12 protein-coding genes are annotated in these 13,831 nt (G+C 72.1%); 5 read left to right on the forward strand and 7 right to left on the reverse strand.

Features of this window, described 5'->3' with window-relative positions:
- Positions 1 to 3 precede the first annotated feature (3 nt).
- From O7601_RS02760 to O7601_RS02790, 7 genes are all read right to left on the reverse strand, one after another.
- On the reverse strand, positions 4 to 1,104 hold the full coding sequence (locus tag O7601_RS02760) for a hypothetical protein (RefSeq protein WP_281564730.1): 1,101 nt from the start codon (positions 1,102 to 1,104) through the stop codon (positions 4 to 6).
- A gap of 113 nt (positions 1,105 to 1,217) precedes the next feature.
- Positions 1,218 to 2,570 (reverse strand): phosphoglucosamine mutase, encoded by a 1,353-nt coding sequence (gene glmM, locus O7601_RS02765; protein ID WP_281564731.1) that lies wholly within the window; start codon positions 2,568 to 2,570, stop codon positions 1,218 to 1,220.
- Between the two features lie 134 nt (positions 2,571 to 2,704).
- On the reverse strand, positions 2,705 to 3,169 hold the full coding sequence (gene rpsI, locus O7601_RS02770; RefSeq protein WP_018784602.1) for a 30S ribosomal protein S9: 465 nt from the start codon (positions 3,167 to 3,169) through the stop codon (positions 2,705 to 2,707).
- 20 nt (positions 3,170 to 3,189) lie between these two features.
- Positions 3,190 to 3,633 (reverse strand): 50S ribosomal protein L13, encoded by a 444-nt coding sequence (gene rplM, locus O7601_RS02775; protein WP_093411456.1) that lies wholly within the window; start codon positions 3,631 to 3,633, stop codon positions 3,190 to 3,192.
- Positions 3,634 to 3,841: 208 nt separating this feature from the next.
- Positions 3,842 to 5,209, reverse strand: coding sequence for a nitrate/nitrite transporter (locus O7601_RS02780; RefSeq protein ID WP_281564732.1), 1,368 nt, complete (start codon positions 5,207 to 5,209; stop codon positions 3,842 to 3,844).
- 107 nt (positions 5,210 to 5,316) lie between these two features.
- Positions 5,317 to 5,622, reverse strand: a complete 306-nt coding sequence (locus O7601_RS02785) for a type II toxin-antitoxin system PemK/MazF family toxin (RefSeq protein WP_281564733.1) — start codon at positions 5,620 to 5,622, stop codon at positions 5,317 to 5,319.
- Positions 5,600 to 5,857, reverse strand: a complete 258-nt coding sequence (locus O7601_RS02790; RefSeq protein ID WP_093411463.1) for a DUF6364 family protein — start codon at positions 5,855 to 5,857, stop codon at positions 5,600 to 5,602. The genes O7601_RS02785 and O7601_RS02790 overlap by 23 nt, the downstream gene beginning before the upstream one ends.
- A 215-nt stretch (positions 5,858 to 6,072) precedes the next feature.
- Between O7601_RS02790 and O7601_RS02795 the strand changes: the two genes are divergently transcribed.
- The 5 genes from O7601_RS02795 to O7601_RS02815 are packed head-to-tail and all read left to right on the forward strand — an operon-like array spanning position 6,073 to position 13,634.
- Positions 6,073 to 8,241 carry a molybdopterin oxidoreductase family protein gene (locus O7601_RS02795; protein WP_281564734.1) on the forward strand — a complete coding sequence of 723 codons (2,169 nt, stop codon included), beginning with the start codon at positions 6,073 to 6,075 and terminating at the stop codon, positions 8,239 to 8,241.
- Entirely contained in the window at positions 8,238 to 9,683 is a 1,446-nt protein-coding gene (locus O7601_RS02800; protein ID WP_281564735.1) for an FAD-dependent oxidoreductase, read from the forward strand. Before O7601_RS02795 ends, O7601_RS02800 begins: the two co-directional genes overlap by 4 nt.
- Positions 9,680 to 12,202 (forward strand): nitrite reductase large subunit NirB, encoded by a 2,523-nt coding sequence (gene nirB / locus O7601_RS02805; protein ID WP_281564736.1) that lies wholly within the window; start codon positions 9,680 to 9,682, stop codon positions 12,200 to 12,202. Before O7601_RS02800 ends, nirB begins: the two co-directional genes overlap by 4 nt.
- The gene (gene nirD, locus O7601_RS02810; protein ID WP_093411477.1) at positions 12,199 to 12,546 is read left to right on the forward strand and encodes a nitrite reductase small subunit NirD; all 348 of its coding nucleotides are present in this window, start codon (positions 12,199 to 12,201) and stop codon (positions 12,544 to 12,546) included. Before nirB ends, nirD begins: the two co-directional genes overlap by 4 nt.
- A complete protein-coding gene (locus tag O7601_RS02815; protein WP_281564737.1) occupies positions 12,546 to 13,634 on the forward strand; it encodes a uroporphyrinogen-III synthase in 1,089 nt (362 codons plus the stop codon). The genes nirD and O7601_RS02815 overlap by 1 nt, the downstream gene beginning before the upstream one ends.
- Positions 13,635 to 13,831: the final 197 nt, after the last annotated feature.

Raw genomic sequence — 13,831 nt, forward strand, 5'->3', positions numbered from 1 at the left:
GCGTCAGCGCGGGGTGTGGGCAGTCCCGGCGTCGGCCGACGCCGCGACGACCGACGACCGCGCGGCCCGGGCCCGTCGCCGCGCCGCCGACCAGGCCAGCACCATCGCCGCGAGGAAGAGCGCGGGTGCGAGCTGAGCGAGTTCGACTGCCGCACGGATGTCGTCGGTGACCGCCAGGAAGCGGGCACGTTCGGCCGCGTCCTGCCACTCCTCAGGGTCCAGACCGAGGTAATCGTGCATGAGGACGAGCGCGCAGGCCGCCGGCACCGCGATCAGCAGCAGGGGAAGCCGGCCTCGGGTCGAGCGGCGTAGCGCGGCCCACCAGGTCAGGGCGGCGAGCGCCAGCGTGCCGACCATGGTGAGCACCGACGCGGTGCCGAAGGTGGGCCACCAGACGTTGCGCCGGTCCAGTTCGTCAGCGGTTGCGCCGTACACGGTCAACCAGGGCAGAGCCAGGCCGGCCAGCAGCGCCAACGAGCCGGCCGCAGCGGTGACGATCCGACCGGAGCCCGGCCACCAACTGGTCAGCACCACGATGGCGAGGGCCGCGACGGCGAGCACCGCGAACGTCAGACCAGGGCTGTCGTAGCCGTACGAGATGGACCCGTAGTCCCCGTCCAGCATCGGCGCCAGCCGGCGGACCACCTCGGCCCAGCGGGCAGCGGCCTCGTCCGGTCCCGAGGAGAGGTGGTAGGCCGCGCCGACCAGGACCGTCGACATGGCCAGCAGCGCGCCGCCCGCCGCGACGGCTGCGGCCCGCCCCGCGGTGCCCGGCAGCACCGCCGAGGCAACTGCCAGCAGCACCAGGGGCACCAGCACGAGCAGGTACGCCCATCCCCAACCGTCGATCTCGGTGACCGCGAGCCCGGCGGTCGAATCCTGATGGACGAGCGAGTCACCCCTGGTGCGGCCCAGCACTCTGAGGGTCACCTCGGACCACGGTGCCGCCACGGAGCCGACAGCCAGCCCCAGCGCCACCACGATCATGAGCAGGCGACCCCAGTGGGCCCCGATCCAGCTCTGTGGTGCGCTGGGCGGGGCCTCGGCCAGCTGGCCGGCGGGCGGCCCGAGGGAACCAGGAGAACCTGGGTGGGACACAGTCACCCCCGAAGATGTGGCGTCCGCCCGTACGGCGGCCGGCGGTCATCGTCCCACGGCACGCTACACAGTAGGGGGACGCGGGTGCGGGCCGAGCTGATCGCAGCCGGCGGGGTGGGTCAGGCCGGGCTGGCGGTACGGACGTGGTCGGCGATGCGCTCGGCGACCTCACGGGCCTGCTGCTCGGTGGCCGCCTCGACCATCACCCGGACCAGCGGCTCGGTACCCGACGGGCGCAGCAGCACGCGGCCGGTCTCGCCCAGCTCGGCCTCGGCCCGCTCGACCTCGGCGCGTACGGCCGGTGCGGCGGCGCCGACGGTGCGGTCACCGACCGGCACGTTGATCAGCACCTGGGGAAGCTTGGTGACCACGCTGGCGAGGTCCGCCAGGGAGCGACCGGTGGCCGCCATCCGGGCCATCAGGTGCAGCCCGGTGAGCACCCCGTCACCGGTGGTCGCGTACGCCGGCATCACGATGTGCCCGCTCTGCTCGCCGCCCAGGGCGAGCCCGGAGGCACGCAGCTCCTCCAGCACGTACCGATCGCCGACCTTGGTCTCGACCAGCCGGATGCCCGCCGCGGACATGGCCAGGCGCAGGCCGAGGTTGCTCATCACGGTGGCGACCAGGGTGTCCCCGGTCAGCGTGCCGGCTTCTCGCATGGCCAGCGCCAGGATCGCCATCACCTGGTCGCCGTCGACCTCGTCGCCGTCGGCGGTCACGGCCACGCACCGGTCGGCGTCACCGTCGTGCGCGATGCCGAGTAGCGCCCCGTGCTCCACCACCGCCTGGCGCAGCGCCTCGATGTGGTTGGAGCCGCACTCGTCGTTGATGTTGAGCCCGTCCGGCTCGGCGTTGATCGCGATGACCTCGGCACCGGCTTCCCGGTAGACCGCCGGGGCCACCTCGGCGGCGGCGCCGTTGGCACAGTCGACCACGACCTTGATCCCGTCGAGGCGGTGCGCCGCGGTCCCGGCGACGTGCTGCACGTAGTGGTTAGCGCCATCGAGCAGGTCGTGCACCCGGCCCACTCCCGCGCCGACCGGACGCTTCCAGGCGGTGGTGGCGTTGGCCTCGATGGCCGCCTCGATCCGCATCTCGATCTCGTCGGGCAGCTTGTGCCCGCCGGCCGCGAACAGCTTGATCCCGTTGTCCGGCATCGGGTTGTGCGAGGCCGACAGCATCACGCCGAGATCCGCCTTGGCCTCCGCGGTGAGGAACGCCACCGCCGGAGTGGGCAGCACACCCACCCGGATCACCGTCGCCCCCGCGCTGGTCAGCCCGGCCACCACAGCAGCCTCAAGCATCTCGCCGCTGGCCCGGGTGTCCCGCCCCACCACGGCCAGCGGGGCGCGGCCACGATCCGACTCGGCGAGGGTGTGGGCGGCCGCAACGGCCACCGAGAGCGCCAACTCCGGGGTGAGATCGGCGTTCGCCCGCCCGCGTACGCCGTCCGTGCCGAACAACCGGCCCATACCCACCAACCTCCGATGAACTGCCGATACTAGGAGAAATGCCTTGTCGTGAGGCGACGGAAACGGCCGGCCCACCTCCCCGTCGAGGGGAGGCGGACCGGCCGTCCGTCAGAAGTACAAGGTGCGGCTGGTGATCAGCGCTTCGAGTACTGGGGAGCCTTACGGGCCTTCTTGAGGCCGTACTTCTTGCTCTCCTTGACCCGGGCGTCCCGGGTCAGGAAGCCGGCCTTCTTCAGGGCCGGACGGTCGTCGGGCTCGCTGACGATCAGCGCCCGAGCGATGGCCAGCCGCAGCGCACCGGCCTGGCCGGTGGTGCCACCGCCCCGCAGGTTGGCGATGACGTCGAACGCCTCGGGCTTCTCGGCGGTCACCAGCGGATCCTTGATCAGCTGCTGGTGCACCTTGCTCGGGAAGTACGCCTCCAGGTCACGCCCGTTGCAAGTGATCTTGCCGGTGCCCGGCACGATGCGCACCCGGACGATGGCCTCCTTGCGCCGACCCACGGTCTGGATCGGGCGGTCACCACGAGGCGCGCGCGCGACGGGCGCCGGCGCCTCGGTGGCCTCAGGGGCGACCTCGGTGGCGGTGATGTCGGTCATGCTGCTTCCTTCGCCCGCGCTCACTGCGCGATCTGCTTGATCTCGAACGGCACCGGCTGCTGCGCGCCGTGCGGGTGCTCGGCACCGGCGTAGACCTTCAGCTTCTTGATCAGCTGACGGCCGAGCTTGTTGTGCGGGAGCATCCCCTTCACCGCCAGCTCGATGGCCCGCTCGGGGCGCTTGGCCAGCAGCTCCTCGTAGCCGACCTGCTTGAGGCCACCCGGGTAACCGGAGTGCCGGTAAGCGATCTTCTGCTGGCGCTTGTTGCCGGTCAGCGCTACCTTGCCCGCGTTCACGACGACGACAAAGTCGCCCGTGTCGACGTGCGGCGCGAAAGTCGGCTTGTGCTTGCCCCGCAGCAGCGTGGCGGCGTGGGTGGCCAGGCGGCCCAGCACGACATCAGAGGCGTCGATGACGTGCCACTGACGCTCGATCTCACCCGGCTTCGGGCTGTACGTACGCACAGGTCTACCTTGTCTCGTCGTCGGTCTGGGGTAGCGCGCCGAGGTGACCAGGACATCCCAGCCGGACCAGCGCGCACGAACGACCAAGCGTACCTCAGGCGGCACGCCCACAGATGTCGTACAACAGCAGGCAACGATACCCGCAGCCCCGCCGGCCGGTCAAAACGGGGTCCGGTCGGCGGGGCGAGCGGGTTCTGCATGACGGCCGTCACACCCCGGCGCGGGCCATCCGGCTGCCGGGACGCAGGTACGCCGCCCAGGTGACCACCAGCAGCAGCAGGAAGAACCCCACGTAGAAGCGCAACGCCGGCTGGATGCCTCCGTAGGTCGACCGGGCCCAGGCGTAACAGATCGGCACCAGGAAACCGCCGAAGGCACCGACCGCGGAGATGATGCCCAGGGCACCGGCGGCCTGCCTCCGCATCGCCAGCATCACCTCCGGCGCACCGCCGCGCTCCTCGCCCTTGATCTGGAAGATTCTGCTGATCATCCGGTAGGTCGAGCCGTTGCCGACGCCGGTGGCCACGAAGAGCAGCAGGAAGGCCACGAAGAACAGGCCCATGCTGCGCCGCTCCACCGACCAGAGCGCGCCCAGGGCACCGACCGCCATCAGCACGAAGCTGGCCACCGTGACCCGGGCCCCACCGACGAGGTCGGAGAGGCGGCCACCGAACGGCCGACAGAGCGAGCCCACTCCCGCGCCGAGGAACGCCCAGGCCAGCGCGACGTCCGGCCGACCGAACACCGAGTTGAGCAGGGTGGGGAAGGCCGCCGAATAGCCGATGAACGAGCCGAAGGTGCCGATGTACAGCAGCGACATGATCCAGGTGTCGCGGTGCCGTAGCGACGACCAGACCGGCCCCACGTCTGCCTTCGCCTCGACCAGGTTGTCCATGAAGAGGTACGCGCAGACGGCGGCGATCACCGCCAGCGGGATGTACATCAGACCGGCCCGGGACAGTGCGAGCCCGCCGCCCAGCACGATCACCTGGGGCACCACGAACTGCACGACGGCCACCCCGATGTTGCCGCCGGCGGCATTGAGCCCCAACGCCCATCCCTTCTCCCGCTCCGGATAGAAGAAGGAGATGTTGGCCATGCTGGAGGCGAAGTTGCCGCCACCGAACCCCGCCGTGGCGGCGATCAGCAGCAGCGACACGAATCCGATCTCCGGGTGCTCGACCGCCCAGGCCAGTCCGGCACAGGGCACGATCAGCAGCAACGCGGAGATGACCGTCCAGTTGCGGCCGCCGAAGACCGGCACGGCGAAGGTGTACGGCAGCCGCAGCAGGGCGCCGACTCCGCTGGGTACGGCGGTCAGCCAGAGCGCCTGGCTGGTGGTGAGCTGCCATCCGGAGTCGCCGAGCCGGACGACGACGATGCTCCAGAGCAGCCACACCGAGAAGCCGATGTGCTCGGCGAAGATCGACCAGATGAGGTTGCGTCGGGCGACACCGCGGCCGATCCGCTGCCAGAAGGCGGGATCCTCCGGTGCCCAGTGCCCGATCCACCGACCTGGTCGGCGATCCAGGCTCTCCTCTTCGATTACCGTCGGCTGCTCGCTCGTGGTGGTCATGCCGCAGAAGTTAGGGAGCTGCCGTTACCGCGGCGTTCGCCGTTCGGGTCGGCTCGGCAACGTGGATCGCACCACGGTTCGACGGCGACGGTGAGGAATGTGTCGGCTCAGAGCTGCTGAAGGATGCGCAACGCCCGGTCCACCCGCCGCATCGTCTCCGCGTCGGCGACGTCCACGCATTCGGTGAACCACTTCTTCATCGGCGAGGATATCCGGTCGGGCATCACCACCCGGTCCCCCATCGACACCGCAAGTGGTGAATCGCGCAGCAGCGCTGCCTCCACCACCTCGGCCACGATCACGATGGGCACCGCCGTCGAGTTGTAGACATCGGAACTGATCACCAGGCCGAGGCGTTCCCGGGCACCCTCGATCCGCCAGACCTCGCTCCTACGCAGCACGTGGCGGACCACCGAAGAGCAGATCGTCGACCATGCCTACCTCCTGGGCATCGGCCAGCGAGGCCGATTCCAGATCCAGCCCGGCCCGCCCGACCGCGGCGGCATGCGCGGCGAAGACCTCGCGCAGCGCCTTCTCCCGGGCCGCCTGGTCCATCCAGGCGGAGAGCGAGAGCCCCTCCTGCTTGGCGAACCGCCGGGCATCCGCGATCGTCTCGTCGGCGAACGACAGAGTCACCTTGGCTGTCATACCGGCAGACTACCCGCAGGTATGACTTCCAGTCATCCCGGCAATCCGCGCGCGACAGCCACGGCCATCTCGATCTCCCACATATCAGGATTGCTGTTCCACATTGTGAACCTCGCGAGTCGTCCCTCAGCCGAGGTGCGGTGTGAGCGGCTCTTGACAGGACCGAAACAAACGGGACGCGGACCGGAAACTGCCCAACGGCACGCTTTGCCGACATGACAGACGGTGCACGGCCGGCGACGCGACCGGGGCGCGAGCCCCGGGAGGTGGCGACCCACTGCCCGTACTGCGCCCTCCAGTGCGGGATGGTCCTGCGCGAGGAGGACGACGCGGTAAGCGTGCTACCTCGCCAGTTCCCCACCAACCGGGGCGGCCTCTGCCAGAAGGGCTGGACCTCGGCCGAGTTGCTCAGCCATCCCGAACGATTGACCACTCCCCTGCTCCGCGACCCGGCCACCGGCGAGCTGCGCCCGGCCACCTGGGAGGCCGCGCTGGACCGGATCACCACAGGTCTTCGCGACGTGCAGGAGAGGCACGGCCGCGACGCGGTCGCCGTCTTCGGCGGGGGCGGTCTCACCAACGAGAAGGCGTACGCGTTGGGCCGGTTCGCGCGGGTGGCGCTGGGCACCCGGCACATCGACTACAACGGACGGTTCTGCATGTCCTCGGCCGCGGCCGCCGGCATGCGCGCCTTCGGGGTTGACCGGGGGCTGCCGTTCCCGCTGTCCGACCTGGGTCAGGCAGACACTCTGCTGCTGGTCGGCGCGAACCCGGCGGAGACCATGCCGCCGCTGGTGCGCTGGTTGACCGAGCAACGGGAGCGGGGCGGCAAGCTGATCGTGGTCGACCCACGGGTGACCGCCACCACCCGGCAGGCCGACCTGCACCTGCAACCGCTGCCCGGCACCGACCTTGCGGTGGCCAGCGCGCTGCTGCACATCGCCCTGACCGAGGGGTACGTCGACGGTGACTACGTCGCCGCCCGTACCACCGGTTTCACCGCCGTGCGACGCACCGTGGCGGGCTGGTGGCCCGCCCGCGCCGAAGCGCTCTCCGGCGTGCCCGTGGCCGACCTGGAGGAGACCGCGCGAGCCCTCGGCACCGCCGAACGGGCGATCATCCTCACCGCACGCGGCGCCGAACAGCACGCCAAGGGCGTCGACACCGTCACCGGCTTCGTCAACCTCGCCCTCGCGCTCGGACTGCCCGGCCGCCCCGGCTCCGGATACGGCTGCCTGACCGGGCAGGGCAATGGGCAGGGTGGCCGGGAGCACGGGCAGAAGGCCGACCAGCTCCCCGGGTACCGCAAGATCGACGACCTGGAGGCCCGGGCCCACGTCGCACGGGTCTGGGGAGTGCCGGCCGACGAGTTGCCCGGACCGGGCGTGCCGGCATACCAGCTGCTCGACTCGCTCGGCACCGACCAGGGGCCACGGGCGCTGCTGGTGTTCGGCTCGAACCCGGTGGTCTCCGCGCCCCGCGCCGCCCGGGTCGAGGGCCGCCTGCGCGACCTGGACCTGCTGGTCGTCGCCGACTTCCTGCTCTCCGAAACGGCGGTGTTGGCCGACGTGGTGCTGCCCACGGCCCAGTGGGCCGAGGAGGACGGCACGATGACCAATCTGGAAGGGCGGGTGCTGCGCCGGCGGGCGCTCCGTCCGCCTCCGGCGGGTGTCCGCACCGACCTGGAGATCCTGGCCGCCCTCTCGGCCCGGATGCGAGGAACACCTCCGCTCCGCGCGGTGCCGGCGAACGGCACCGACTCGACCACGACCCCACGACCGAGCGAAGCGCAGGCGGCGGACCCGGGCCTGGTCTTCGCCGAGCTGCGCCGGGCCTCGGCCGGCGGCATCGCCGACTACGCCGGGATCAGCTGGGACCGGATCGACGCCGCGGACGGCGTCTTCTGGCCGTGTCCCGACGACGACGGGCCCGACTCCCCCCGACTCTTCACCGACCGCTTCGCCACCGCCGACGGGCTGGCCCGGTTCCACCCGGTGGAGCATCGGCCCGCGGCCGAGGAGGTCTGCGCCGACTACCCGCTGCACTTCACCACCGGCCGGGTGCTCGCCCAGTACCAGTCCGGCACCCAGACGCGCCGGGTGGCCGCGCTGCGCCGGGCCGCCCCCGAGGCGTTCGTGGAGTTGCATCCGGATCTCGCCGAGCGGCTGGGCGTCGCCGACGGCGAGCCGGTACGCGTGCTCTCCCGGCGCGGCCAGTTCCAGGCACCGGCCCGGCTGAGCCCGGGCATCCGGCCGGACACCGTCTTCGCGCCGTTCCACTGGGGTGGGCGGGCGCGGGCGAACTCCGTCACCAACGACGCCGTCGACCCGGTCTCCGGGATGCCGGAATTCAAGATCTGCGCGGTACGGGTGGAGAAGGCATGACCGGGCACAGCGAGCGGATCGTGGTGGTCGGTAACGGGATGGCCGGCGCCCGGGTGGCGGCGGAACTGCACGCCCGGGGCGAGGACCTGAAGGTCACCGTGCTCGGTGCGGAACCGCATCCCGCGTACAACCGGATCATGCTGTCCACTCTGCTCACCGGCAAGATCGGCGAGCCGGAGGTGGAACTGGCGGAGGTCGCCGGGCGCGGTGTCGACCTGCGTACCGGCGTGACGGTCAGCGGCATCGACCGCGTCGCCGGGCTGGTCCGCACCGACGACGGCGACCGGATCCCCTACGACCACCTGGTCCTCGCCACCGGCAGCCGGGCGGTGGTGCCCGCCCTGCCCGGGCTCGACCCGAAGCGCCTGCCGGAGCGGGTGATCCCGTTCCGCACCCTGGACGACTGCCGACGCATCCTCGCCCTCGCCGGTACCGCCCGGCGCGCCCTGGTGCTCGGCGGCGGGCTGCTCGGCCTGGAGGCGGCCCGGGGGCTGGCGCTACGCGGGCTCGACGTGGGCGTGGTGCACCGGGTGCCGTACCTGATGGACCGTCAGCTCGACCCGGCCGCCGGTGCGATGCTCGCCGGTACGCTCGCCGATCTCGGGGTGACCACCCACCTGGCGGTGGAGCCGACCGCGCTACGCGCCGACACCGCGGGAGTGCGGCTGGAGTTGTCCGACGGTCGGTCGCTCGACGCCGACCTGCTGGTGCTCGCCTGCGGCGTACGCCCCGACACCGTCCTCGCCAGCGCAGCCGGCCTGGCCGTGGAACGGGGGGTGCTGGTCGACGACCGGCTACGCACCAGCGACCAGCGCATCTCCGCGATCGGCGACTGCGCTCAGCACGACGGCACGCTCACCGGGCTGGTGGCGCCGGCCTGGGCACAGGCCCGGGTGGTGGCCCAGTTGGTGACCGGGCAGGACCCGCAGGCCCGGTACCGGCCGCGACCGGTGGTCACCCGGCTCAAGGCGGCCGGCATCGATCTCGCCGCGATGGGCGACCCCACGGACGGCCCCGGCGAGGAGCTGACCTTCGCCGACCCGGCCCGGGGGACGTACGCCCGGTTGCGCATTTACGACGATCGGTTGGCCGCCGCGATCCTGCTCGGCGACAACCCCTCGGTGGGCACCGTGATCCAACTGTTCGACCGTGGCCACCCGGTGCCGACCGACCGGCGGGCGCTGCTGCTCGGCCGGGCCGTCGGCGGGGCGGTCGCGGCACCGGCCGCGTCACCGGCGCTGATGCCGGACGCGGCCACTGTCTGCCAGTGCAACACGGTGAGCAAGGGCGCCCTGGTGCGCTGCTGGCGGGACGGAGCCCGCACGGTCGACGCCGTGGTCGCGGGGACCCGGGCCGGCACCGGGTGCGGCAGCTGCCGCGACGCGGTCGCCGGCATCGTCGACTGGTTGTCCAGAACGGATCCCGTGGAGGTGGGGCGATGACCGACGGCAACGTGGTCGTCATCGGCAACGGCATGGTCGGCCAGCGGTTCGTGGACGCGCTGCGGGCCCGCGACCCCCAGGGGCGGTGGCGGGTCACGGTGCTCGCCGAGGAGAGCCGGCCGGCGTACGACCGGGTGCGGCTCTCGGCGTACTTCGACGGTGCCGACGAGCAGGACCTGAACCTGCACACCGCGCACGACGGCGTGCAGTTGCGCCTCGGCGAGCCGGCCACCGGCGTGGACCGGAGTCGCCGGGTGGTCACCACGACGTCCGGCGAACACCCGTACGACTTCCTGGTGCTCGCGACCGGGTCGTACCCGTTCGTGCCGCCGGTGCCGGGAGCGGACCTGACCGGCGTCTTCGTCTACCGCACCCTGGACGACCTCGCCGCCATCCGCCGGTACGCGAAGGACCGCCGCACCGGCGCGGTGATCGGCGGAGGGCTGCTCGGTCTGGAGGCGGCGAACGCGCTGCGCCTGCTCGGACTGACCACCAGCGTGGTGGAGTTCGCCCCGCGGCTGATGCCGGTGCAGGTGGACACCGCCGGTGGCGCGATGCTCCGGCGCTACGTCGAGGACCTGGACGTCGCCTGCCACCTGGGCGTGGCGACCACCGCGCTACGACCCGACGCGGACGGGGCGGTGGCCGCCCTGGAACTCGCCGACGGCGCGGTGCTCGACGCCGACCTGGTGGTGGTGGCCGCCGGCATCCGACCCCGCGACGAGCTGGCCCGGGCGGCCGGACTCGACATCGGTCCACGCGGCGGCGTCCTGGTCGACGCCGCCTGCCGGAGCACGGACGAGCGGATCTACGCGGTCGGCGAGTGCGCGGCGGTCGACGGCACCTGCTACGGCCTGGTCGCCCCCGGCTACGCGATGGCCGAGGTGGTGGCCGATCGGTTGGTCGGCGGCGCGGCGACCTTCCCCGGCGCGGACACCGCCACCAAGCTCAAGCTGCTCGGTGTCGACGTCGCCTCGTTCGGCGACGCGCACGGCGCCACGCCCGGTTGCCTCGACGTCACCTGGACCGATCCGGCCGCCCGGGTGTACGCCAAACTGGTCCTCTCCGACGACGCGTCCACCCTGCTCGGCGGGGTGCTGGTCGGCGACGCCAGCGCCTACCCCACGCTGCGCGCCAGCGTCGGCGGGCCGCTGCCCGCCGCACCGCTGGCCCTGTTGGCCGGCGACGAGGCGGTGGGTGCCACGGCCGGTGCCCTGCCCCCGACCGCCCAGGTCTGCTCCTGCAACGCGGTAACCCGGGCGGACATCGACACGGCGATCGCGGACGGCTGCGCCGACGTGCCGTCCCTCAAGGCGTGCACCCGGGCCGGGACGAGCTGCGGCTCCTGCGTACCGATGCTGAAGCAGCTGCTCGACGCGGCCGGCGTCGTCCAGTCGAAGGCGCTGTGCGAGCACTTCGACGTCAGCCGGCAGGAGCTGTTCGACATCATCCGGGTACGCGGCATCCGGACGTTCTCCCGGCTGATCGCCGAGCACGGCCAAGGGCGGGGCTGCGACATCTGCAAACCGGTCGTCGCCTCGATTCTCGCCTCGCTCGGCAACGGCCACATCCTCGACGGCGAGCAGGCCTCGTTGCAGGACACCAACGACCACTTCCTGGCGAACCTGCAACGCGACGGCAGCTACTCGGTGGTGCCCCGGATTCCGGGCGGGGAGATCACCCCGGAGAAGCTGATCGTCATCGGCGAGGTGGCCCGCGACTTCAACCTCTACACGAAGATCACGGGCGGGCAGCGGATCGACCTGTTCGGCGCCCGGGTCGACCAGCTACCGCAGATCTGGCGTCGGCTGGTGGACGCCGGGTTCGAGTCCGGGCACGCGTACGGCAAGGCGCTGCGTACCGTGAAGTCCTGCGTCGGCTCCACCTGGTGCCGCTACGGCGTACAGGACTCGGTCGGCCTGGCCGTCGCCCTGGAGCTGCGCTACCGGGGCCTTCGCGCCCCACACAAGATCAAATCTGCGGTCTCCGGCTGCGCCCGGGAATGCGCCGAGGCCCGCAGCAAGGACTTCGGTGTGATCGCCACGGAAACCGGATGGAACCTCTACGTCGGCGGCAACGGTGGTTTCCGGCCCCGGCATGCCGATCTGTTCGCCACCGACCTGTCCACCGAGGCGCTGGTCACGCTGATCGACAGGTTCCTGATGTACTACATCCGCACCGCCGACCGGCTGCAACGCACCGCCGCCTGGATCGAGGCGATGGACGGTGGCCTGGACCACCTCCGGGCGGTGATCGTGGACGACTCGCTCGGCCTCTGCGAGGAACTCGACGCCGCGATGGCCCGGCACGTGGTGTCGTACTCGGACGAGTGGCGCGACGTCCTGGCCGACGCGGACCGGCTGCGCCGGTTCACCTCGTTCGTCAACGCGCCGGAGGTCCCCGACCCGTCGATCACCTTCGTCACCGAACGCGGACAACCGGTACCCGTCGGCGGCCATCCGTCCGGCGCGCAGGGCCGCCAACCGGTCGCGCTCGGCCTGCCGGAGGTGCGTCGATGACCGCCGCGACGACACTGAGCTGGGTCACCGTCTGCCCGCTGGATCGCCTGGACCGGGACCGGGGCGTCGCCGCCCTGGTCGCCGGGGTGCAGGTGGCGATCTTCCGGACCGCGGACGGGCTGTACGCGATCGACAACCTCGACCCGGTCTCCGGGGCGTACGTCCTCTCCCGCGGCATCGTGGGCAGCCGGGGCGAGGTGCCGACGGTCGCGTCGCCGCTGCACAAGCAGGTGTACGACCTGCGCACGGGGGATTGTCTCGACCTGCCGGGCGTTTCGGTCGCTCGGCACCAGATCCGTTGCCACAACGGCATGGTCGAGGTGCGGCTGCGACAGGAGGGCTGATGCGCGAGGAACTGGCCGGCTTCACCATCGGGGTGACCGCCGACCGGCGGCGGGACGAGCTCGCCGCGCTGCTCCAACGGCGGGGGGCGCGGGTGGTGCTCGCTCCCGCCCTGCGGATCGTGCCGCTCGCGGACGACACCGAGTTACGCGAGGCCACTCGTGCCTGCCTGGAACGGCCGCCCGACATCCTGATGGCCAACACCGGCATCGGGATGCGCGGTTGGCTGGAGGCAGCCGAGGGCTGGGGGCTCGCCGAGCCGCTGCGCGGCGTCCTCGGTGACGCGTACGTGGTGGCCCGGGGGCCCAAGGCGCGTGGGGCGATCCGCGCTGCCGGCCTGTTCGACCAGTGGTCGCCCGCCTCGGAGAGCTGCGACGAGGTGGTCGATCACCTGCGCCAGCGGGGCGTGTCGGGTCAGGTGATCGCCATGCAGCTGCACGGTGAGCGACAACCCGAGTGCACCCGCGCGCTGGAGGAGGCCGGCGCCACGGTCATCGAGGTCCCGGTCTACCGCTGGGCCCCACCGACCGACCCCGCGCCGCTGCACCGACTGGTCGACCTGGTGGCGGGGCGGCTGGTCGACGCGGTCACCTTCACCTCGGCACCGGCGGTGGAGGCGCTGCTGCGGGCCGCCGGCGACCGCACGGACGCGGTGCTGGACGCGCTGCGCAGTGACGTGCTGGCCAGTTGCGTCGGGCAGGTGACCGCCGAGCCGCTGCTCCGGCGCGGGGTGCCGGTGAGCGCGCCGACCCGGGCCCGCCTCGGCGCGCTGGTCCGCACCATCGTCGACGAGTTGCCCCGCCGCACGGTGACCATCAAGGTCGCCGGACACCTGCTCACCCTGCGCGGCCACGCCGCGGTGGTCGACGGCGAGTTGCGTCCGCTGGCCCCGGCGCCGATGGCGGTGCTGCGGGCGCTGGCGCAGACGCCGGGCCGGGTGCTGTCGCGTACCGCCCTGTTGCGGACGCTGCCGCGCGGCGCCGACGAGCACGCGGTGGAGATGGCGGTGGCCCGGCTACGGGCCGGCCTGAAGGCGCCACGCGTCGTGCAGACGGTGGTCAAACGGGGCTACCGCCTCCGCGTCGACTGAACCCCGCCGGCCCGGCGGTCACCGGGCCGGCGGGACACAGGGCCTAGGCCCTGTGTCGAAGTCCTCGGTCGAGCCGAGGCGGAGTCCAGGCGGCGGTCCGGCAAGGCGGGGATTGGTCCGGATACCGATGTTGTATCCGGACCAATCCCCAACGCGGCCGGCCGTCGCCTGGACCCGCCGTAGGCCGGCCAGGGACT

The sequence above is a fragment of the Verrucosispora sp. WMMD573 genome, assembly GCF_027497175.1.
Taxonomy (GTDB): Bacteria; Actinomycetota; Actinomycetes; order Mycobacteriales; family Micromonosporaceae; genus Micromonospora.

What these genes read in the sequence shown, in the direction of transcription:
- glmM (WP_281564731.1), bottom strand. Translation starts at nt 2,570, where the DNA reads ATGGGCCGGTTGTTCGGCACGGACGGCGTACGCGGGCGGGCGAACGCC.
- rpsI (WP_018784602.1), bottom strand. Translation starts at nt 3,169, where the DNA reads ATGACCGACATCACCGCCACCGAGGTCGCCCCTGAGGCCACCGAGGCG.
- O7601_RS02780 (WP_281564732.1), bottom strand. Translation starts at nt 5,209, where the DNA reads ATGACCACCACGAGCGAGCAGCCGACGGTAATCGAAGAGGAGAGCCTG.
- O7601_RS02790 (WP_093411463.1), bottom strand. Translation starts at nt 5,857, where the DNA reads ATGACAGCCAAGGTGACTCTGTCGTTCGCCGACGAGACGATCGCGGAT.
- O7601_RS02795 (WP_281564734.1), top strand. Translation starts at nt 6,073, where the DNA reads ATGACAGACGGTGCACGGCCGGCGACGCGACCGGGGCGCGAGCCCCGG.
- O7601_RS02800 (WP_281564735.1), top strand. Translation starts at nt 8,238, where the DNA reads ATGACCGGGCACAGCGAGCGGATCGTGGTGGTCGGTAACGGGATGGCC.
- nirB (WP_281564736.1), top strand. Translation starts at nt 9,680, where the DNA reads ATGACCGACGGCAACGTGGTCGTCATCGGCAACGGCATGGTCGGCCAG.
- nirD (WP_093411477.1), top strand. Translation starts at nt 12,199, where the DNA reads ATGACCGCCGCGACGACACTGAGCTGGGTCACCGTCTGCCCGCTGGAT.
- O7601_RS02815 (WP_281564737.1), top strand. Translation starts at nt 12,546, where the DNA reads ATGCGCGAGGAACTGGCCGGCTTCACCATCGGGGTGACCGCCGACCGG.